This window comes from Asanoa siamensis, assembly GCF_016862555.1.
GTDB classification, from domain to species: Bacteria; Actinomycetota; Actinomycetes; order Mycobacteriales; family Micromonosporaceae; genus Asanoa; species Asanoa siamensis.
The window spans coordinates 1-18,168 of sequence record NZ_BONE01000123.1 but is presented as its reverse complement, the minus strand read 5'-3'; the positions used below and the strand labels follow the sequence as shown (position 1 = coordinate 18,168).

Genomic DNA, 18,168 nt, shown 5'->3' with positions numbered 1-18,168 from the left:
GCCGCTTGAGCTCACCGATGATGGTCGGGATCGCGTAACCGGCGAAGTCGACGCCGCGGGTCGGGTCGAACTTGTCGACCGCCTTGATCAGACCGATCGCGGCGGTCTGCAACAGGTCGTCGGTGGGCTCGCCACGGCCGCTGTAGCGGTGGGCGAGGTGATTGGCCAGCGGCAGCCAGGCCTCGATCGTGCGGTCCCGCAACGCGGCCCGGGACGGGTGACCGGCGGGCACCGCGGCCAGGGCGGTGAGCAGCTCGGTCGCGGTCTCCGTCGGCGAAGCCGTGTCCGGAGTGGACTCGAGAACAGGAGCGGACTCGAGAACAGTCTGCGTCGACATCGTGAGCCTCCCAGGGCGTACCCGATAGCGATCTTTGCTATGGAGCACGGGTTAACCGATCGACGCTCACTTTAAGCCGAACAGAACCGAGAAGCTAGCCGAAAGTACGAGGGATCTTTTCTCCATAAGGGACATATGCCAGCAAGTGCCGCCTAGAACTTTTGGTACATCACGTGCAGACCGACCAAACCATTCACCCGATGGTCGTACGCCTCCGGAATGGTCGTCATGATCGTGAACCCGAGTTGCTGCCACAGCCGCACGGCGACGACGTTGGTCTCGACCACGGCGTTGAATTGCATGCCGACGTAACCCGCGGACCGCGCCCACTCCACCGCATAGGAACCCAACGCCTTGCCGACCCCACGCCCCTGGTGCGCCGGGTCGACCATGAAGCTCGCGGTCGCGATGTGCGCGCCCCGCCCCGGCCGGTTCGGGCCCATCTTCGCCGACCCGAGGAGCTGACCCTCGCTCTCGGCCACCACCGTCAACCCCGGCGGCTCCGACATCCACCACGGCCGCGCCGACTCCACCGTGTGGTCGGTCGGATAGGCATAGGTGCCGCCCGCGTCGACGATGGCGGCGAAGAACGGATAGATGCGGGGCCAGTCCTCGGGCGTCGCGTCGCGAATCTCCACCCGCCGAGGCTAACAACCGGCGAAGGTGAGCTAGGTTGAACGTGGACCCGCGTCGATACGTGGGTCCACCGCCATTCCCAGACTGCCCCCCGGCTTCGAGGAGCGGCCCGTGGTGCGGCAAACGATCGACGACGACACGCTTCCCGAGTTGGCCGCGCCCGACTGGCTGCACCACAGCGCGTCCTTCGCGGAGACCAGCTTCTGGGCCGTCGCCCGCCGGCTGCCGTCCATCGTCCGCGAGGCCGTCTCCCTGGCCTGGCAGGCGAGCCGGCTCGACACGGTCGCCGCGATCGCCTTCAACGTCGTCGCCGGTGTCGCGACGACCTTCGGCCTGCTGGCCACCAGCACCGTGCTGACCGAACTGTTCGCGGCCGGCCCGACCCCCGACCGGATCAGGGCGGCCCTGCCGGCGCTGGTCGCCGCGGCGACCGCGGTTACGGTCCGCGGTGCGCTGACGATCGCGGCGGGCTGGGCGCAGGCCCGGTTGGCGCCGCAGATCAACTACGCGGTGGAGTTGCGGCTGTTCGGCGCGACGACGGCGGTCGGCCTCGCCGCCTTCGACGACTCGGGCTTCTCGGAGGAGATGGACCGGGCCAAGGACCGCGGCATCCTCGTGGCGGCCTCGATCGTCAACTCCAGTGTGGACCTGCTGACCGGCCTGGTCCGCGTCGCTGCCACGGCGGCCGCGATCGCCGTCATCGAGCCGGTCCTGCTGCCCTGCCTGATCATCGCCGCGATCCCGTCGGCGGTGACCGCCGTGCGGATGGCGCGCCGCGAATACCTGGCCATGCTCGCGTTCATCAGCCGCCGGCGCCGGATGTGGCTGCTCGGCAGCATCATGGCCAACCGGCACACCGCGGCCGAGGTCCGCAGCTACCAGATGCGCGACTTCCTGCTCGGCCAGTACGAGCGGATCATGCGCAACCAGACGGCCGCCGAGATGCGGCTCGTCCGCGCCCAGACCGGCACCCGCACCCTGGGCGCGGCCGTCGGCGGGGCGGCCAGCCTGGGCCTCTACGGGGTGCTCGGCTGGTTGCTCGTCAACGGGTCCATCCCGCTGGCCGCGGCGGCCACCGCGCTGCTCGCCCTGCAGGCCGCCCAGATGGGCCTCAACACGGCGATCTACGCGACGAACCGGCTCTACGAGGACGCCCTCTACTACGGCGACTTCCGCACGTTCGTCGACCGGGCCTGGGCGCAGGCCCCGGAGCCGGGCGGCGAGCAGGTCGACGGGTTCGACGAGATCCGGCTCGACCGGGTCAGCCTGCGCTATCCGGACACCGACACGCCGGCCGTCGACGGCGTGTCGCTGACCGTCCGCAAAGGACAGGTGATCGCCCTCGTCGGCGAGAACGGCTCCGGCAAGTCCAGCCTCGCCAAGCTGCTGGCCGGCCTCTACGTGCCGACCGCCGGCACGATCACCTGGAACGGACTGGAGGCCGACCGGATCGATCCGGCCAGCCGGGCCGCGCACGTCGCGGTGATCACCCAGGACTGGTGGAAGTTCCCGTTCACGGCCCACCAGAACATCGCGGTCGGGCGTACCCACCGGGAAGCCGGACCCTCGGTCGTCGACGCGGCTTCCGCGGCGTCGGCTCACGAGATGATCGAAGAACTGCCCAAGGGGTACGAGACGCTGCTGAACCGGCAGTTCAAGGACGGTCACGACCTTTCCGGCGGGCAGTGGCAGCGGCTGGTCGCGGCGCGGGGCTTCTACCGCGACGGCAGCCTGCTGATCTGCGACGAGCCCTCGTCGGCCCTCGACGCGCGGGCCGAGCACGCGATGTTCCAGCAGCTCCGCCGGCGCCCCGACCGCACCGTGGTGTTGATCACGCACCGGCTGGCCAACGTGCGCCACGCCGACGAGATCTACGTGCTGCACCACGGGCGCATCGTGCAGCACGGCAGTCACGACGAGCTGATCGCCGCGGGCGGGCTCTACCAGGAGCTGTTCCATCTGCAGGCCAGCGGGTATCTGGCTTGACGGGGTTCCCAGCCAACCTTCAGCGAATCTGGATAACCTCGTCAGGTGGAAGAAGGCAGTAGTACCGAGCCGGTCTCGCACCGGCTCCCCTCCTCAGCCGCCCTGCCGCTCGAGCGGCACCTCGGCTCCCGGTCATCATGTTGATCCTCGCGGGCCTCGCCCTGATTCTCGTTCTGACCGTGGCGACCGGCTTCTTCGTGGCCCAGGAGTTCGCATACGTCGCCGTCGACAGGTCGAAGCTGCGCGCCGAGGCCGAGGCGGGTGACGCCGCCGCCGAACGGGCGCTCAAGGTCACCACCCACCTGTCATTCATGTTGTCCGGCGCCCAGCTGGGCATCACCGTCACCGCGCTGCTCGCCGGTTACTTCGCGGAGCCGTACATCGGCGAAGGGGTTGCCGACCTGATCGGTCTGACCGGCGCGTCGGAGGCGGTCACCTCGACCATCTCCGTGATCATCGCGCTGACGGTCGCCACCGTCATCCAGATGGTGGTCGGTGAGCTGGCACCCAAGAACCTCGCGATCGCGAAGCCGGAGGCCCTGGCCCGGGCACTGTCCCGCTCGACGCTGGCGTACCTCAAGATCGCTGGCCCCTTGATCAGGCTCTTCGACGCGACCTCCAACCGGCTGCTGCGAGCGGTCGGCATCGAGCCCGTCGAGGAGCTGCCCCAGGGCGCCACCACCGAGGATCTCGACCGGATCATCGAGAGCTCCCGCGAGTCCGGCGATCTCGACGACGACACGTTCCGGCTGCTCGACCGCGGGCTCGACTTCCGCTCCCGGACGGCGGGCGACGCCATGGTGCCGCGCGTCGACGTGGTCACGATCAATGCCGACGAGCCGGCGGTACGCGTGGTCGAACTGCTCGACCGCGGCCACACCCGGTTCCCGGTGGTCGGCTCGGCCGTCGACGACGTACGCGGCATCGTGGCCGTCGCCGACGTGGTCGAGGTCGACCCGGCCGAGCGCGGCCGGGTGGCCGTCGGCGATCTCGCCGCGCCCGCCCTGCTGGTGCCGGAGACACTGCCGTTGCCCGCGGTGCTGGAGCGGCTCCGGGCCGAACACCGCCAGCTCGCGATCGTCATCGACGAGTACGGCGGGTTCGCCGGCGTGCTCAGCCTCGAGGACATCGCCGAGGAACTGGTAGGCGAGATCCACGACGAGGACGACCCGCCGGAGCCGGCGGCGCGCCGCCGGGCGGACGGCGCCTGGTCGCTGCCGGGCCGCTGGCGCCTCGACGAGGTGGAGGCGACCACCGACCTGGTGCTTCCGTCGTCGCCGACCTACGACACGGTCTCGGGCCTGGTGCTGCAGCGGCTCGGCCGCGTGCCGACACCGGGTGACGAGGTCGTCGTGGACCTGCCGCCGGTGCTCACGCCCGAGGGCGAGCCGGTGTCGCCGGGCCGCGCGCGGCTGCGCGTCGAGTCGGTCCGCCGGCACGTCCCCGACGAGGTCTCGATGCGGGTGGTGCGGGCATGAGCACCACCTGGTCCTTGATCATCTCCGTGTTGCTGCTGGTGGCCAACGCGTTCTTCGTGGCGGCCGAGTTCGCGCTGGTCGCGTCGAAGCGCCACCGCCTCGAGCAGGCGGCCGCGGCGGGCAACAAGTCGGCCCGCTCGGCGATCGCCGGCGTACGCGAGCTGTCGGTCATGCTGGCCGGCGCGCAGCTCGGCATCACCCTGTCGACGCTGGCTCTAGGTGCGCTCGCGAAACCGACGGTCAGCCACCTGCTGCAGCCGCTGCTGGACCTGACCGGCCTGCCATCGGGCGTCTCGTACGTCTTCGCGTTCCTGATCGCCGTCATCATCGTGAGCTTCCTGCACGTGGTGGTCGGCGAGATGGCCCCGAAGTCGTGGGCGATCAGCCACCCGGAGACGTCGGCGCTGCTGCTGGCCCGCCCGTTCCGGGCGTTCACCTGGGTGTTCCGGCCGGCGCTGCTGGCGCTCAACGAGCTGGCCAACGCCTGCCTGCGGCTCGTGAAGGTGCGACCGCAGAACGAGCTGGCCCAGGTGCACGGCCCGGACGAGCTGCGCCTGCTGCTCCAGTCGTCCCGCGAACACGGCACGATCGCGGCCGCCGAACACGAACTGTTGACGGCGATGCTCGCGGTGCAGAACACGACGGTGGCGCAGGTCATGACGCCGCTGGCCGACGTGGTCTCGGTGCCGCCGTCCGCGCCGGCCCGCGAGGTCGAGCTGGTCAGCCGCCGCTCGGGCCGCTCACGGCTCGCGGTGATCGCACCGTACGACGAGGTCCGCGGCTTCGTCCACGTCCGGGACGCGGTACGGGCGACGACCTTCCCGGGCGCACCCCGCACGGCGGCGGACCTGATGTCGTCGCCGCTGTCCCTGGGCGCGTCACTGCCGGTGGCGGCCGCGGTGCGGCTGATGCGCGAGCACCGGGCGCAGCTCGCCATCGTCACGTCGGACGAGCGGGTCGTCGGCGTGGTGGGGCTGGAGGACATGCTGGAGGAGCTGATCGGCGAGTTCGACGACGAGACCGACAGGATCGTCGCCGCGTCCCGCAGCGCCCGCGGCTAGCCTGTCGAGGTCGACTGACCGTCCTCGATGCGCAGGGTGTGCCAGATGTCGAAGGCCACCCTGCCGGCTCCCTGGGCGTCGCCGGCGGCGATTTTCTCGATCAGTTGGGTGTGGAGCTCGACCGAGGTGTGGCCGGCTGTGCTGAAGCGCAGGCGCTCCGCGCGGCGTACCAGGGGGTCGAACTGGTCCAGCACTGCCGTCACCGCGTGGTTGCCCAGCGCCGCGATCGGGATCCCGTGCATGGCCTCGTCGGCGTCCAGGGCCGCCGCGAGGTCGCCCGCGGTCACCGCCTCCGCGAAGCGGCGGTTCGCTTCGCGCATGCGGTCGAGGTCGTCCGCGCCGAGCCGGCCCGTCGTCTGGCGCACGGCCAACTCGTGCATCGCGGCGATGACGTCGCGGGCGTCCCGTACGGCCTCGGGGTCGATGGTGCTGACCCGCGTCGATCGGCCGGGCAGCGCCACGACCAGGCCACTTCCGCCGAGGCGGAGGAGGGCCTCGCGCACCGGGGTGCGGCTCACCCCGAGCCATTCCGCGAGGTCACCGTCCTTGAGCTGCTCGCCGGGCACGAACGTGCCGTCGACGATGGCGTCGCGGAGGCGCCGGTAGACGTCGTCGCGGAGGAGCGAGCGGCCTACGGCGGGGTCACCCGGTGGGATCGGCATACAAAATATTGCGCACAGTGTTCGTCGTTACACAAATCGACCTGAGTCTTGTTGGCGCCACCGATGTGCAATATATTGCACATCGGTGACTGGCCAACGACGGAAGGACAAGCCCTGATGAGCACCACCGCTGGAGAGATCAAGAACGTCGTGCTGGTGCACGGCGCGTTCGCTGACGGTTCGGGCTGGCGCGGCGTCTACGACACGCTGACCGCCCAAGGCTTCCGGGTCACGATCGTCCAGAACCCGCTCACCTCACTGGCCGACGACGTCGCGGCGACCACGCGAATCCTCGACCTGCAGGACGGCCCCACGATTCTCGTGGGCCACTCCTGGGGCGGCACGGTGATCACCGAGGCGGGGGTGCACCCGAAGGTCGCCGGGCTCGTGTACGTGTCGGCCCTGGCACCCGACACCGGCGAGACGACCGCCCAGCAGTACGAGGGATTCGCGCCGACGCCCGACTTCGTCATCGACGTCGGGCCGGACGGCTACGGCTTCCTCAACCACGAGAAGTTCCAGGCCGGTTTCGCCGCCGACGTCGGCGACGCGGACGCCGCGTTCCTCCGCGACACCCAGGTGCCGATCAACATGTCGGTGTTCGCGACGCCGGTGACGCACGCCGCCTGGCGCGACAAGCCGACCTGGGCCGTGATCGCGACGGAGGACAAGTCGTTCGACCAGGCGATGCTGCAGCACATGGCCAAGCGCGCCGGCGCGCAGATCACCAACGTGTCGGCCAGCCACGCGCTCTACCTGACCCAGTCCGGTGTCGTCGCCGACGTCATCGCGACCGCGGCGCGGAACGCCTGACGCGTCCTCGGGGCCGGCGCGAGCCGGCCCCGACTCTCCGGTGGGGGTGACCGCATGGCCAGCACGCCGTTCCAGGTGGCGCTCTGGATCGAACTCCTCGCCGCCGGGCTCGGCGGCCTGCAGGGCGCCCTGTTCGCGGCGGGCGAGCGGCAGCGGCGCATCGACGTGCTCGGCGTCATCGTGATCGGGCTCGCGGTCGCGCTCGGGGGCAGCCTGCTCCGCGACGTCGTGCTCAACCAGCCACCGGTCGTGATCTGGATGAACTGGTACCTGCTGGTCGCCGCCGCCTGCGCCATCCTCGGGATGCTGCTGCAGTCGCTGTTCGCGCGGGCGGCCTGGCTGGTCACGGTGCTCGACGCACTCGTCATGGGACTCTTCGGCGCGATCGGCGCCTCGAAGGCGCTGTCGCTGGGCGTCGGCCCGGCCGGGGCCTTGGTGGTCGGCGTCATCGGGGCCATCGGCGGCGGCATGCTGCGCGACGTCCTCCTGCACCTGCCGATCTCCTTCCTGCACGTCGGCACGCTCTACGCCGTCGCCGCCGGATCGGGCGCGGGCACCTTCGTCCTGCTCGCCACGCTCGGCACACCGACCTTGGTCGCGGGCCTCGCCTGCGTGGTCGTGACCACCGTCGTACGGCTGGGTGCGGTCCACTTCGGATGGACCTTCCCGGAACAGCACGCGGCCCGCCCGCGCGACCGCGGCGGGAACATTGCCGCCATGGCGGTCTGGGACCGTGATCGCCCGTCGTAAGGCGCAACCGCGGCGATCGAGCCGGTCGCCCTGCACCTGGAGTCCGAGGGGGCATCGCGACCACGCCGCGGACAGCCGCAAACGTGGGCGCGCTGTCGCCGACACGAGGGCCGGCGCGGACAGCCCGTGGTCCAACGCCGAACTTTCGAACGGCGCATGCGGACCGGTGGTCTTGTTCTCGATCAGAGCAGGCCGGCGCTGGGGTGATACTCCGCGGGTATCGGTTCGTACCGAGATGATCATTGTTGGTGCGGCTTCCGCGAGATGCACTGGCGGAGCGGGCGGTCGACGAGCCGCCCGTCCACAGTGGTCGTTCAAGGGAGAAGTGAAATGGGTCAGCTCGACGGCAAGGTCGCCGTGGTTACGGGGGCAAGTGAGGGCATCGGGTTCGCCAGTGCGCTGCGGTTCGCGCAGGAAGGGGCGTACGTCTATCTCACCGGGCGGCGGAAAATCGAGCTCGACGAGGCCGTCGCGCGGATCGGGGCCGGGCGGGCCAGTGGAGTGCCCGGGGACGTGACCGATCTGGCCGATCTCGATCGGCTCTTCGCCACCGTCGAGGCTGACGGGCGGCGGATCGACGTGCTCTACGCCAACGTCGGCGGGACGCCCATGGCGGCGCTGGCGGACGTGACCGAGGACGACTACGAGTACGCCACCCGGCTCAACCTGCGCAGCGCCCTGTTCACCGTGCAGAAGGCCCTGCCCTTGCTCAACGACAACGCCTCGGTCATTCTCACGTCGTCCACCACCGCCGGGCGCGGGGCCGCCGGGGTCGGGCTCTACGCGGCCGCCAAGGCCGGGGTGCGGTCGTTGGCGCGTACCTGGGCCAACGAGCTCAAGGAGCGCGGCATCCGGGTCAACGCCCTGGCGCCGCACGTCACCGACACGTCGCTGGTCCGGGGCAACACGCCGCCCGGGATGGCGCCGGACGAGTTCGTGGCCATGCTGGCCGCGGGCGTACCCATGGGTCGGGTCGCGGTCCCGGCCGAGCAGGCCGCCGTGGCGCTCTTCCTCGCGTCGGACCAGAGCAGCTTCATGACCGGGTCCGAGCTGCACGTCGACGGTGGCATCAACCAGATCTGACCGTCGCCAGCGCGACCGCGACGAGCTGGTCGCGCGCGGCCGACGGGGTCGCGCGCGGCCAGCCCAGAACGATCCGGTTCGCGGGTACGCCGTGCACCGGCACCGCGACGACCGACGAGCCCAGCCGGCCGGTCGCGCTCGCGCCGCTCAACACCACGAGCTCGCCGAGCGCGATCCGGTCGAGCAGCTCGTCGAGACCGACCGGCGGCGGGTCGGCCCGGAAGCGGTCGTCACTCGCCAGCTCGACCATGGACAGGCTCGCGCGGGCCGCGAACGGGTGCCCGGCGGGCAGCAGCGCGACCGGCGTCTCCTCGAGGAGGTCGACCGTGTCCAGGCCGTCGAGATCGCTGGTGCTGCACAGGAAGGCCGCGTCAGCCGCGCCGGTGCGGGCGGCCGCGCCGGTGTCGGCGGTGAAGAGCACCTCGACGGGCACGGGGTCGGGACCGCCGCGGTAGGCCTCCAGCAGGTCGGCGAGCAGGCCGACGCCGGTGCCGGCCGGGGCGGCGAGCACGAGCCGCCGGGGTCGGGCCGCCTGCTGCGTACGCCGTACCGCTCCCTCCAGGTCTTCAAGGATCTTGTTGCTTTCCCGGAGAAACACCTCGCCGGCGGTGGTCAGGTCGACCCGCCGGCTGGTCCGCGCGAAGAGCGGGACGCCCATCCGGCGCTCCAGCCGACTGATCGCGCGGGACAGCGGCGGCTGGGCCATCCCCAGTTGCTCGGCGGCCCGGCCGAAGTGCCGATGCTCCGCCACGGCGACGAAATACTCGAGGTCCCGGACCTCCGGTCGATCCATGCCTCAACGGTACCGACCGCGACCGGGTGCGAACCGCGGCTCAGAGCGCGCGGGTGAACATCCTCCGGTTCGCGAAGTTGCGGTAGCCGGCGCGCTGGAACGCCTTGAACATGCCGATGTTGCCGGCGTCGCAGTCCCCACGGATCTCGTCGGCGCCGGCGTCGACGAGCACCTGGGTGCCCCGGGCGACCACGCCGGTGGCGTAGCCCTGACCACGGCCGACCCGGGCGACAGCGACGAGGCCGATCACCGCGGAGGAGGGTGTACGAGCCGGCATGCTGATCGCCACGGGCGTGTCCGCCGCGTCGTAGCCGATCTCGTACCAGCTCGGATGGTGGTCCAGCTCGAGCATGTCGGACACGTTGCGCTCGGCGGCACCCACCAGGCCGTGCTCGGCTATCTCGGCTTGGAAGATCGAGTCGGCGGTGTCGGTGAAGGTGTCGGCGAGCAGCTCCACGAACGGCGCACGGCCCAGGTCGGCCAGGGACCGCCAGCGCAGTCCCTCGTCCTGGGCCGGCCGCGGGTCCCCGGCGGTCCACACGAACCGGCAGCCGTCGCGGGCGACCGCGAACCCGGCGCCGGCGAGCAGCTCTTCGCGCAGGTACGGATCCCGCTGGAACTGCGGGGCATGGGCCGGGCTGTCCAGGACGTGCCCCTGGGTCGTGGCGCCCAGCTTGCGGGCCTGCTCAGCGGCGTAGGACAACAGCGCCGCGCCGGTGCCCGGATCCCCGGGTTCCAGCAGCACGATGTCCATCGGCACGGTGCGCTCGGGCAGCGCCCACAGCACCACGTTGCCGACCAGACGGCCGTCGCGCTCGGCGACCAGGCACCACTCGGGCCTGGTGCACCCGCTTTCCAGCAGGCCGGCCAGGTAGGCAGCGGTCGCGGTGTTGCGCTCGTCGTCCTGCGGATAGGTGGTCAAGGCCGGTAGCTCGTTCGGATGGGCGATGCGAGTTGTCAGCACTGTCAGACTCCTTCGTCGATCGACGGCAGCGTACGTGCCTCGACCAGACGCCGGAGTGCCGCGCGCAGCGCCGTCAGCGGGTTCATCGAGTGCCATTGCCCACGCGATCGCGGTGCGGACGTCGACGCGATGCCGTCACGCCCGGAATCGCATTGGTTGGTGACTCGAGAGAAGCGCACGGCGCCCAATCGCGCCGTCCTCAACCTTTACGGGCGGCGCAGGTATTCGGTGGTAAGGCGCTGCGCCACCCAGGCAGGTACGGCGAGTAGGCCCAACCCGACCAGCAGAGCCGCGGCCGTCATCCAGAGCACCGGCGACATTCGCGTGAACAAGACGGATATGGGGGCGTCCATCACCGCGCCTAGAGAGCCCGCGATGACCAGCGTGGCAAGCGTCGCCGCGGCAAGGCCGATCGCGAGCGGTAGACCGCCAAATGCGATCTCCCCGAGGGTTGTCGTACGACGGCTGACGCCGACCACCGCCAAGGTGGCGTTATCGCGGCGGCGCTCCATCGTGCGGTCGACCGCGGCCGCCGCGAACGCGCCCACGCTCAGCGCGAAGCTGATCGCTAACCCGACGACCAGCAACGTGACCAGAAGGTCGGTGTCGTAGCCCTGGCGGATGCCGAGGTCGCCCTCCAGAACCGCCGTCGGCGATGTCGACGAGACGATCCGTAACGCCTGATCAGCTCTGTCGAGGTTGGGCACCACCACGCCGGTGGACGTGAGATCGACCTGCAGAGAATCTGCCGCCGGCGCCCGCCGGGTCACCAGCAGCAAGCCGCCGCTCCAGGTATCTTCTCTCGGCCGGACGCTGAGCGTCCCGGCTGGCTTGGGCAGCGGCACACCTGCGCTGGTGAGCACCAGTTGGTCAGCGGCCAGGACTCCGCGTCCTGCGAACCCGTTGTCCAGCCTGTACACGTTGCCATCCACGCAGGACTGACCGGCGGCCAGCACGTACATCTTCGCGAAGTCGGCGCAGTCCGCGACCAGGATGTTGCTGGGGTCGCCGTTGACCCGCACCGGCACGTGGCTGACGCTGAAGACGTCCACATCGGATAATGTGCGGAGCGCCTCGACGAGACGATCGTCGCCATTTGACAAGCTGAGCATCCGGCGCTCGCCCGAGGAGGGCTCCAACCGGAGGTTGCGGTCGTTGATAAAGAGCGACGTTCCGAGCAACGCCAGCCCGACGATATAGACCGTCACGGTCAGCGATGCTACGAGCCGCGGCGCTACGCCCGGCGCGTGCCGCATCCGTCCGGTCGCCAACTCCAACCACACGGGACTGCGAGGAATTCGGCGCACCAGCCCGGCCAGCCCGTAGCCGAGCCAGGGCAGGACGAAGGGCAGCGACAGACCGGTGCCGAGGACGGCGGCGGTGAACAGGAGTATGCCGGTGTCGGGGTCGAGGTCCAGCGTTGCGGCCAACGCCGCGGCGAGACTGAGCAGCAACGGTACGGCCCGCAGCGCGCTCGGGCGCGGCGCAGGCGCGTCTCGCCGCACGGCGACAGGTTTGGCTAGCGCTGTGCCGATCGCCAGGACTCCGACCAGCACGGCGAACAGCACCACGAGACCGACCACAAGGCAGATCAGCGAGGGCGGGACGGTGACGTCCGCCGCGAACCAGTGCAGCCGGCCGACGTGCCAGCCTTCGGACATCCGGGCCAGTCCGAGAAATGCGAGCAGCCCGACGATTGCGCCGCAGCCGGCCACTACACCGGTCTCGACGGCGTTGACGACCGTGGCCTGTCGTGCCGAGACACCCAAGAGCCGCAACGCGGCGATCCGTCGGTCGCGAGTGGTCGCCGACAGACGCGCGCAGACACCCAGGAACACCCCGAAGGGCACCAGTACGAACAGCGCGAAAACGACAGCGACCAGACGGCTAGGGGTGAACGCGTCCGGTACAGCCGTGGATGAGCCGATCGCGTATTGCAGTTCGTCACCGAACCCGGTTACGGGCCAGCCCCGGAACCCGCCGGCGTTGTCCAGTAACGGCCCCTGCCTGTCCGTGCCCACGTACGCTCGTAGCTCGTCCGGCGCGACCAGGCCAGTGCGGTCAATCATGCCCACCACTTGCTGTGGGAACCGTTCGGATGCTCGCGGGTCACCCTCGGCCAGCAACGCAGCCAGGGCCGGCGAGACCACTGCCTCGCCGGCTCGCGGCCAGGCGGCCACACCGGGTGGTCGCGGAGCGCCTGCGGTAACGCCTGCGACCGCGGTACGGCGTAGCGGGCGGCTGCCTATCACATCGTCGATGTCAAGAAGGTGCAGCGCCGACGCGGCGCGTTCGGTGTGCACCGGCGTACGCGCCTCCGCCCGAGCGAGCTGGGCGGACGCCACCGAGACCGTCGCCAGGCAAGCCAGGACGACGAACACGCCGAGAGCGGCGCCGGTGGACATCAACCCGGTACGCAGCAGCCCCGCGCGACCGGACCCCAATGACAGCCGCAGGCCGAGCCGCACCCAGCGCGTCACACCGCCACCCGCCCATCGCGTAGATAGACGGTGCGGTCGGCGTAGGACGCGACCCGCGACTCGTGTGTCACCAGGACGACCGTGCTCCCCTCACGGCGAGCCAGCCCGGTCAGCGCGTCGAGCACCAGCTCGCCGGCGCCACTGTCCAACGCGCCCGTGGGCTCGTCGGCGAAGACCACGGCCGGTCGGTGCACGAGGGCTCGCGCCACAGCCACCCGTTGTGCCTGTCCGCCGGAGACCTGACCGGGACGGCGGTCGGCGTGCGCGTCGACGTCGAGCATTCGCAACAGCTCGGCCGCGCGCGCCCGGGAATCCGTCTTCGACACGCCGACCAGACGTAGCGGCAGCTCCACATTCTCCCGCAGGGACAGCTCGGGCACGAGATCACCGAATTGGAGCACGAAGCCCATCGACGTCAGCCGCAGTCGGCTGCGGGCGGCGTCACTGAGCGTGTCGATCCGCTGGCCCCCGAGGTGTACCTCGCCGCGGTCAGGTCGCAGGATGCCTGCGAGCAGATAGAGCAGTGTGGACTTGCCGGAGCCGGACGGCCCCATCACCGCGACAATCTCACCCCGCGCGACGTCAATCGCGGCTCCATCCAGCGCCGGCGTCTCGCCGAACCGGATGGTGACGTCCTTGGCCCGCAGCATCAGGCACCGTCCGTAGAGCCGGAAAGCACGATCGCCGCCAGTCGGTCGAGCCGACCGACCGCGCCGTCGATCCAGCGCAGGTCTGCGTCAAGGTGGTACATCTCGAAATCGGCGTCGAGTTGATCGATGAGGTCACCGGACTGACGGCGGACGCGCATCTCGCGCAGCCGCGCGTGATGCGCCTGGCGCTGACGGTCAAGGAGCACGTCCGCCGGTCGGCCGCTGGACAGCGCGATGAGCACCTTGGCGAACAACACCCGCCGGGTGCCGGTAACGTCGGGCACTTCAGGTTCATCGAGCCAGCGTTCGAGCTCGACAACCCCGGACCCGGTGATCGCATACATCCGCCGATCCGGCCCCTCACCGGCCGTGACACCAGCTAGATCGATCAGGCCGTCGCGGTCGAGCCGCTGAAGCGTGGCATAGACCTGCGCCGACTTGAGCGGCCGCGATGCGCCGAACCAGTCGTCATAACGTTGGCGCAGCGTGTATCCATGTTGGGCCTGTGGCTCGAGGAGGCCGAGAAGGATCCGAGAGACTGACACGGGCGGCACACTAGCAACTCAGTTGCTTGTGTAGCAACTGAGTTGCTTCAAAGTCCGCGTCTCGGTGAGACTCGTCGGTGAAGGGGGAATGAAAGCCGCCGTTGGCATGATCGCTTACGTCGGCTCCTGTCGCACCGTGGGGTTGACGTCGTGTCGGTCGAACAGGGACGGCCGTTGCCGTTCGGCGATGCCAGCTTCGAGCTGGTGAGCAGCCGGCATCCGGTGAGTCCGGACTGGGCAGAGATCGCCCGGGTATTGACCCCTGATGGCACGTATTTCGCCCAGCATGTCGGTCCTGAATCCGCGTCGGAGCTCATCGAGTGGTTCCTCGGCCCACAACCGCGCGAGCAACAGCTCGGGCGCGATCCCGAGCGGGAGGCGTCGGCGGCTCGGGCGGCGGGCCTGCGGATCGTCGAGTTGCGCACCGCGCGCTGCCGCATGCAGTTCTTCGACATCGGTGCAGTCGTCTACATCCTGCGCAAGGGCGTATGGTGGGTGCCGGACTTCACCGTCGAACGCTACGCGGACAGGCTCGAGCAGCTCGACGCGTGCATCCGAGCACAAGGTGCCTTCGTGACGCACTCGACTCGCACCCTGTTCGAAGCAACGCGACGGCCCTGAGTACGTCGGATACGTCGAGCTGACACGGTCGCCTGACGGGCCGCCGACAGAGGGGGTGAGCCCGCCGCAGACCCACCCCCTCTCTCAGGACGCCGCCTGCGGATCACGTGCCGGTTCGCCGATGACGGCTACGTGTCCTCTGCACGCGACACAGAAAAGGTGAAGTCGCGTCGAAGACGGAAGAATGGTGCGGCACCAGGCCCGAAAATTACGGGTAGCTTCTAGCCGCTGACCCTCTTCCTTACATTTACTGCAAGAGGCCGCTAGCCCACCCGAATAGGTGGCGTGGGTGTAGTAATAGGCTGGCGGCCACGCTTCTGTGCACCCCTGCACGAGCGGATCCACGCCTGCTTGTGTGGCGCTGACCGTCTTACTTGCCGGCGTGGCTGCCGTCGCAGGTCCGACGGTCGTCATTCCCGACGCCACCAATGCGACAACAACTGCTGCCACCACTCCGGGCTTCCTCATCGACCCTACCCTCCGTACCTAGAGGAGCATCTTCATCCGCCCGCCGGTCGCTGACGCTTCGAGCGTGAACCCGAGCCTGGGCTGGTGAAAAGGTCGGGCTCGTCTGAAGCAGACGAGCCCGACCGCCCCGGCCATGGGCTCCGGCCCGAAGTCTAAGACCGCGCGCCTTCAACTCGGTTTCGTCAACAGGTCTGCCCGGCCGTGACTCGGTGAAACTTTTATGAAGCTGCTTTGTGTTCAAATCCTTTGATGAAGCGCCACGACGGGCATCACTCCTGGCAAGATCAGGCCAGCCAACTCAATGATCAGATCGCCCAGATCGTGCGCGATGACCGGACGGCCCAAGCCCGTGAAGTGTTGTACGAGGTCGGTTCCGGTGAAACACTTGTGGGCCTCGACAAGACGCTCATCGGCATGAGGGCTGGGCTGGCGAGTCGACGTCCTTCGCTACCACGCTGGTTGGCTCGGACGGCACTCACGACTCCGAGGTCGCGATCGAGGTGCTCAGCGTGCGGGCCCTGATGTTGCCCCCGGTCGACGATCGCTTCGCACAACTCGTCGCAGATTTCCCCTCCCTCGAGCACCTCGAAGCGCACCTGCGCGAGCGGCTGACGGCCGGCAATTTCTAGGCCACGGTTCGCGACGATCGTCAAGGACGAGCCTGTGTATCGACAACCTCCACTGCTGCTGTGTGCTGCCATCGCCTGGAGCTTCATTCTTTTGCTGGCGGGCTGCTCCGCCGGTCGCGAGGAGGCCGGACTGGGCCCGCAAACGCCGGATGTTTTGGTCGGCGGCCTGCTGCAACCGGAGACTCTCGGCAGCGGATGGGTCGGGTCGGCGTTATCCGGCGACACGCCCTGGCCGTGGGCCCAAGATGATTGTCCTGCCTATCGAGCAACGGATTACCGAGCTCAACAGCACCGACCGAACAGCTTTCAACGTTCGTATACGAACGACGCTGATGGTCTCGAAGCATCGCATCTGGTCGAGTCTTACGAACCTGGCTGGGCATCGGTTGCGATCGAGGACGCAAAGCGCGTGATGGCGAACTGCGAAACGTACGACGCATTCGGCGGGAGGATCTCGTTCAAGATACTGCCTGTTGCGGATGTCTGCGACGAGAGTCTCCTCGTATACGGTGAAATCAGGCGAGGAAATGCGCTGACATCGAGTGCCTATCTCGCCAGCATACGCTGCGGCGAACAGGTTTCCACGCTGAACGTGCCCGCGCAGGCAGTCACCGACGCTGGCGTGGGCGGGCTGCTCGATCGCATGGCTGCGCAGATGCGCTAACGGTCCAGAATGTTCGTGATCATCTTTCAACCAATATAGATACCGCTATGGACTTCGTCCAAAGCCGAGAGGAGACTCAAATGTCATTGCGTGCCATGGTCCTCCGCGCCAGCGTCATCGGAGCCGTCGCCGCTTCCATCGTCGGCGCGACCGCCGCGCAGGCACAGGCCGGCATCTACACCTGGAAGTACTCGGGCAGTTACAACAACGCCTCCGCGTGCGCCGTGGCGGGTGCCGACCTGGTGCGGACCACCGAGGCCGTCGCCTATCAGTGCCGCGGCGACTTCAGCACCGAGCTCTATCTGGCAGAGATCTGGTAGCTCTACCACGGGCCAGCGACTGGACACATAGGACATGGAGCCGGCCGCAGTGAGATGATTCGCGCAGTGTTCTGCCGTGCCGCCAGCCGTTGCGTTGCCGGTGGCACGGCCGTCACTGCGCGAACATCGCGGACACCACGCCCGCGACGATGCCCGCTTGCCGGGTGGGCAGACTGTTCCGCCTGTTGGCGAGACCCTGCTCCGCGAGGGCTACGGCTCCGGGCAGAAGGAGCTTCAAATGGCCGACGACTTCCTCTTCAGAGCTACCCTCGAGCTCCGTCGGCACAGCGTACTGAACCACGAAAACCCGGCTCAACTGCGACCAGCGACCCGTCCGCAGGCCGGCAAAGTCCGGCTTGAGGAACTCCCCCGATACGTGAAGCTCCACGTCGACCGCAGCCTCGTCGTCCGCCGCCTCCCAGGCGACACCCTCCACCTCGCGGGCCAAGCGAGCGATGCCGGCGCGTATGCCACGGTTCGCCGCGGTCGGACCCACGATGAACGGACTGATGTACAGCGGCCTCCACGGTTCCACGCGCTCGCTGAAGTACGCCACCAAGTCTCCTTAGGTTTCCATGTTGATCCACGACCGACCCCGACCGTGTCCCGGCGGCCGCTCCGTCAAGGCGGAACCACAGTTGGAAACGTAAGGCCGAGCGCTTTCACACCGGTTTCACTGTTGGACTCGCTTTCGCGAAACGAGCCCACGACTTCGCCCCGCCGGTGTCACCCTTTTCCGGCCTCAATGAAAGCTTCGGCCTGGGAGCTCAGGCGCCAGGCGCCGACAGCCGCCGCCCATCGGGCAATCTCTTTCGCCAACCGGACGGCTCCGGCCTCGTCGCCTTCGCTGCGAGCAACGATCGCTAACACCATCTGTTGCGACAAGGTGCCGGAGACAAGACCGGCGCGTGCGCCTACGGCCGTTGCTCGCTCCCATCGTTCGCGTGCGGCCTTGAGGTCGCCGTTGTCGTGGTCGTGATCGCCAAGGTGTCGAAGCGCCTCCCGGAGCAGGTCATCGCCGGCCTCCCCCGCTTGGAGGGCCGCCAGATAATGTGCCCACCGCGACGTAAGGCCAGCAACACCTTGTATCGCCAATCTTCGATCTTCCCCTCGGTCAGGGCTGCTCGGCGCACCTGCGTCAAGTGGCGCCTGAGAATCCCCAGCCGGAGCATGATTGCCTCCTGAACCGGATCCAGCCATTCCAGCTCCCGAATGTATGCCGGGCTTA

17 protein-coding genes and 2 pseudogenes are annotated in these 18,168 nt (G+C 68.9%); 9 read left to right on the top strand and 10 right to left on the bottom strand.

What is annotated here, in order from left to right:
• Nucleotides 1–337: sigma factor (locus Asi02nite_RS38705; protein ID WP_275410440.1), on the bottom strand; the 337-nt coding region annotated here is incomplete at its 3' end.
• 152 nt (nucleotides 338–489) lie between these two features.
• Nucleotides 490–975 carry a GNAT family N-acetyltransferase gene (locus tag Asi02nite_RS38700; protein ID WP_203719028.1) on the bottom strand — a complete coding sequence of 162 codons (486 nt, stop codon included), beginning with the start codon at nucleotides 973–975 and terminating at the stop codon, nucleotides 490–492.
• Between the two features lie 109 nt (nucleotides 976–1,084).
• Here Asi02nite_RS38700 and Asi02nite_RS38695 point away from each other — a divergent pair, with 109 nt between their 5' ends.
• From Asi02nite_RS38695 to Asi02nite_RS38685, 3 genes are all read left to right on the top strand, one after another.
• Nucleotides 1,085–2,959, top strand: a complete 1,875-nt coding sequence (locus Asi02nite_RS38695) for an ABC transporter ATP-binding protein (RefSeq protein ID WP_239127622.1) — start codon at nucleotides 1,085–1,087, stop codon at nucleotides 2,957–2,959.
• Nucleotides 2,960–3,096: 137 nt separating this feature from the next.
• The gene (locus Asi02nite_RS38690; RefSeq protein WP_203719027.1) at nucleotides 3,097–4,437 is read left to right on the top strand and encodes a hemolysin family protein; all 1,341 of its coding nucleotides are present in this window, start codon (nucleotides 3,097–3,099) and stop codon (nucleotides 4,435–4,437) included.
• Complete coding sequence (locus tag Asi02nite_RS38685) at nucleotides 4,434–5,498, top strand: hemolysin family protein (protein WP_203719026.1); 1,065 nt, start codon at nucleotides 4,434–4,436, stop codon at nucleotides 5,496–5,498. The genes Asi02nite_RS38690 and Asi02nite_RS38685 overlap by 4 nt, the downstream gene beginning before the upstream one ends.
• On the opposite strand, the gene Asi02nite_RS38680 is transcribed toward Asi02nite_RS38685, so the two are convergent.
• Nucleotides 5,495–6,160, bottom strand: a complete 666-nt coding sequence (locus Asi02nite_RS38680) for a GntR family transcriptional regulator (protein WP_203719025.1) — start codon at nucleotides 6,158–6,160, stop codon at nucleotides 5,495–5,497. The genes Asi02nite_RS38685 and Asi02nite_RS38680 overlap by 4 nt on opposite strands.
• A gap of 117 nt (nucleotides 6,161–6,277) precedes the next feature.
• Between Asi02nite_RS38680 and Asi02nite_RS38675 the strand changes: the two genes are divergently transcribed.
• The 3 genes from Asi02nite_RS38675 to Asi02nite_RS38665 all read left to right on the top strand — a co-directional run bounded on the left by Asi02nite_RS38675 (nucleotide 6,278) and on the right by Asi02nite_RS38665 (nucleotide 8,806).
• Entirely contained in the window at nucleotides 6,278–6,973 is a 696-nt protein-coding gene (locus Asi02nite_RS38675) for an alpha/beta fold hydrolase (RefSeq protein WP_203719024.1), read from the top strand.
• 54 nt (nucleotides 6,974–7,027) lie between these two features.
• The gene (locus Asi02nite_RS38670; RefSeq protein ID WP_203719023.1) at nucleotides 7,028–7,723 is read left to right on the top strand and encodes a trimeric intracellular cation channel family protein; all 696 of its coding nucleotides are present in this window, start codon (nucleotides 7,028–7,030) and stop codon (nucleotides 7,721–7,723) included.
• A gap of 330 nt (nucleotides 7,724–8,053) precedes the next feature.
• On the top strand, nucleotides 8,054–8,806 hold the full coding sequence (locus tag Asi02nite_RS38665) for an SDR family NAD(P)-dependent oxidoreductase (protein WP_203719022.1): 753 nt from the start codon (nucleotides 8,054–8,056) through the stop codon (nucleotides 8,804–8,806).
• Here the strand turns inward: Asi02nite_RS38665 and Asi02nite_RS38660 are convergent.
• From Asi02nite_RS38660 to Asi02nite_RS38640, 5 genes are all read right to left on the bottom strand, one after another.
• Nucleotides 8,793–9,599, bottom strand: a complete 807-nt coding sequence (locus Asi02nite_RS38660) for a LysR family transcriptional regulator (protein ID WP_203719021.1) — start codon at nucleotides 9,597–9,599, stop codon at nucleotides 8,793–8,795. The genes Asi02nite_RS38665 and Asi02nite_RS38660 overlap by 14 nt on opposite strands.
• Nucleotides 9,600–9,639: 40 nt before the next feature.
• A complete protein-coding gene (locus Asi02nite_RS38655) occupies nucleotides 9,640–10,563 on the bottom strand; it encodes a GNAT family N-acetyltransferase (protein ID WP_239127620.1) in 924 nt (307 codons plus the stop codon).
• Between the two features lie 206 nt (nucleotides 10,564–10,769).
• On the bottom strand, nucleotides 10,770–13,043 hold the full coding sequence (locus tag Asi02nite_RS38650; RefSeq protein WP_203719020.1) for an FtsX-like permease family protein: 2,274 nt from the start codon (nucleotides 13,041–13,043) through the stop codon (nucleotides 10,770–10,772).
• Complete coding sequence (locus tag Asi02nite_RS38645; protein WP_203719019.1) at nucleotides 13,040–13,693, bottom strand: ABC transporter ATP-binding protein; 654 nt, start codon at nucleotides 13,691–13,693, stop codon at nucleotides 13,040–13,042. The genes Asi02nite_RS38650 and Asi02nite_RS38645 overlap by 4 nt, the downstream gene beginning before the upstream one ends.
• Nucleotides 13,693–14,238 carry a PadR family transcriptional regulator gene (locus Asi02nite_RS38640; protein ID WP_203719018.1) on the bottom strand — a complete coding sequence of 182 codons (546 nt, stop codon included), beginning with the start codon at nucleotides 14,236–14,238 and terminating at the stop codon, nucleotides 13,693–13,695. The genes Asi02nite_RS38645 and Asi02nite_RS38640 overlap by 1 nt, the downstream gene beginning before the upstream one ends.
• A gap of 108 nt (nucleotides 14,239–14,346) precedes the next feature.
• Here Asi02nite_RS38640 and Asi02nite_RS38635 point away from each other — a divergent pair.
• The 3 genes and pseudogenes from Asi02nite_RS38635 to Asi02nite_RS38625 all read left to right on the top strand — a co-directional run.
• A pseudogene (locus Asi02nite_RS38635) lies at nucleotides 14,347–14,859 on the top strand (class I SAM-dependent methyltransferase); the annotation flags it as partial.
• Nucleotides 14,860–15,990: 1,131 nt separating this feature from the next.
• Nucleotides 15,991–16,620, top strand: coding sequence for a hypothetical protein (locus Asi02nite_RS38630; RefSeq protein ID WP_203719017.1), 630 nt, complete (start codon nucleotides 15,991–15,993; stop codon nucleotides 16,618–16,620).
• Nucleotides 16,621–16,700: 80 nt separating this feature from the next.
• Nucleotides 16,701–16,940, top strand: coding sequence for a hypothetical protein (locus tag Asi02nite_RS38625; protein WP_203719016.1), 240 nt, complete (start codon nucleotides 16,701–16,703; stop codon nucleotides 16,938–16,940).
• 112 nt (nucleotides 16,941–17,052) lie between these two features.
• Here the strand turns inward: Asi02nite_RS38625 and Asi02nite_RS38620 are convergent, their stop codons facing one another.
• Both Asi02nite_RS38620 and Asi02nite_RS38615 read right to left on the bottom strand, forming a co-directional pair.
• Nucleotides 17,053–17,496, bottom strand: a complete 444-nt coding sequence (locus Asi02nite_RS38620) for a hypothetical protein (RefSeq protein ID WP_203719015.1) — start codon at nucleotides 17,494–17,496, stop codon at nucleotides 17,053–17,055.
• Between the two features lie 358 nt (nucleotides 17,497–17,854).
• A pseudogene (locus tag Asi02nite_RS38615) lies at nucleotides 17,855–18,168 on the bottom strand (hypothetical protein); the annotation flags it as partial.

Coding starts and splice junctions, on each gene's coding strand:
- Asi02nite_RS38690 (WP_203719027.1), top strand. CDS start 3,097: ATGTTGATCCTCGCGGGCCTCGCCCTGATTCTCGTTCTGACCGTGGCG.
- Asi02nite_RS38685 (WP_203719026.1), top strand. CDS start 4,434: ATGAGCACCACCTGGTCCTTGATCATCTCCGTGTTGCTGCTGGTGGCC.
- Asi02nite_RS38680 (WP_203719025.1), bottom strand. CDS start 6,160: ATGCCGATCCCACCGGGTGACCCCGCCGTAGGCCGCTCGCTCCTCCGC.
- Asi02nite_RS38675 (WP_203719024.1), top strand. CDS start 6,278: ATGAGCACCACCGCTGGAGAGATCAAGAACGTCGTGCTGGTGCACGGC.
- Asi02nite_RS38670 (WP_203719023.1), top strand. CDS start 7,028: ATGGCCAGCACGCCGTTCCAGGTGGCGCTCTGGATCGAACTCCTCGCC.
- Asi02nite_RS38665 (WP_203719022.1), top strand. CDS start 8,054: ATGGGTCAGCTCGACGGCAAGGTCGCCGTGGTTACGGGGGCAAGTGAG.
- Asi02nite_RS38660 (WP_203719021.1), bottom strand. CDS start 9,599: ATGGATCGACCGGAGGTCCGGGACCTCGAGTATTTCGTCGCCGTGGCG.
- Asi02nite_RS38645 (WP_203719019.1), bottom strand. CDS start 13,693: ATGCTGCGGGCCAAGGACGTCACCATCCGGTTCGGCGAGACGCCGGCG.
- Asi02nite_RS38625 (WP_203719016.1), top strand. CDS start 16,701: ATGTCATTGCGTGCCATGGTCCTCCGCGCCAGCGTCATCGGAGCCGTC.